Raw genomic sequence first — 1,270 nt, 5'->3', positions numbered from 1 at the left:
GCGGCCAGCGCGGCGCCCGCGTACAGCGCGTCGCCCCCGTTGTCGCCGCCGCCGACCATGAGGACGACCCGTGCCCCGTACACACGGGGCAGCAGCCGCGCGCACTCGGCGGCGAGTGCGGTGGCCGCCCTGCGCATGAGGGCCCCCTCGGGGAGGCGCGCCATGAGCGCGCGCTCGGCCTCGCGGACGGTGTCGGCGGTGTGTGCGGAGCGCACGGGTTACCTCCCAGGTTCGGGTCGGCCACCATCGTGCCGCAGAGGGCTCCGGGTACGGGGACTCCGCCACACCGGGTGGCCGACAACAAGGAATTTTCTACACAAAGTGATCGCCCCTCTACCCTTCGGAGTGTCGACTTGACACAATGGGGGGCATGCCTCGACCGAGCAAATACGTCTCTCGGTCCGATCTGGGATGGGGTTCCTCGCCCGCGACCCGGGCCAATCCCCGATCCGGACTGGTCATCCACTACGACAGCACCGACCAGGGGCTGGCCGCGAAGGACCACTCGGCCTGCCTCAAGTACTGGCGCGACACCCGCTCCTTCCACACCGGCCCCTCCCGCGGCTGGGCCGACGTCGGATATTCCTTTATGTCCTGTTCGCACGGATATGTCATTGAAGGCCGGGGGCTGTACAAGACCCAGGCCGCGCAGCCGGGGGGCAACACCTCCCACTACTCGGTGACCCTGGCAACCGGTCCCACGGACGCCATCACCCCGGAGCAGATCAACGCCGTGCGCGCGCTCCGCCAGTGGCTGATGGAACCGGACACCTCGATCGCCGGAACGGTGCTCGGGCACCGCGACTTCGTCTCCACCTCGTGTCCGGGCGACAAGGCCTACGCCCTCGTCCGCGACGGCACGTTCGAAAAGCCCCCCGGGGAGATCACGGAGGTAAACGACATGCTCGGACTCGCGATCGGCAGTACGGGGGACGCGGTCAAGCTCCTCCAGCTCAAGGTCACCCGGGCGGGCTTCGGCGACACCCTGGGCGCGGGCGGGGTCGACGGCGACTACGGGGAGGCCACCGCCGAGGCCGTGCGACTGACCCGCAAGTACGTCGGCAGCCGCGCCCTGCCCGGGTACGGCGACAAGATGACCGCCCACGCCGTCGACCAGGTGGAGGCCGCCGTCATCAAGCGCGCGCTGGCGGGGGGCGCCGCGAAGGCGGAGGCCCCCGCGGAGGAGGCCACCCCGGCGTAGGGGGAGCACCGACGGGTCGGGGCGCTCCGCGCTCCGACCCGCTCCGACGCCGCCCCCGGAACCGGCCCC

General features: G+C 71.3%; 2 protein-coding genes. One reads left to right on the top strand and one right to left on the bottom strand.

Annotation, left to right across the window (positions count from 1 at the left end):
* Nucleotides 1-215: NAD(P)H-hydrate epimerase (locus DQW06_RS28190; protein WP_304598569.1), on the bottom strand; the 215-nt coding region annotated here is incomplete at its 3' end.
* Between the two features lie 155 nt (nucleotides 216-370).
* Between DQW06_RS28190 and DQW06_RS28185 the strand changes: the two genes are divergently transcribed.
* Nucleotides 371-1,201, top strand: a complete 831-nt coding sequence (locus DQW06_RS28185; RefSeq protein ID WP_049800401.1) for an N-acetylmuramoyl-L-alanine amidase — start codon at nucleotides 371-373, stop codon at nucleotides 1,199-1,201.
* The last annotated feature ends 69 nt before the right edge of the window (nucleotides 1,202-1,270 follow it).

Origin of the sequence: Nocardiopsis sp. TNDT3 (genome assembly GCF_003427465.1) — a bacterium.
Lineage (GTDB): Bacteria > Actinomycetota > Actinomycetes > Streptosporangiales > Streptosporangiaceae > Nocardiopsis > Nocardiopsis dassonvillei.
Note: the sequence above shows the minus strand (reverse complement) of the source record. Positions and strands in the feature narration are given on the sequence as shown.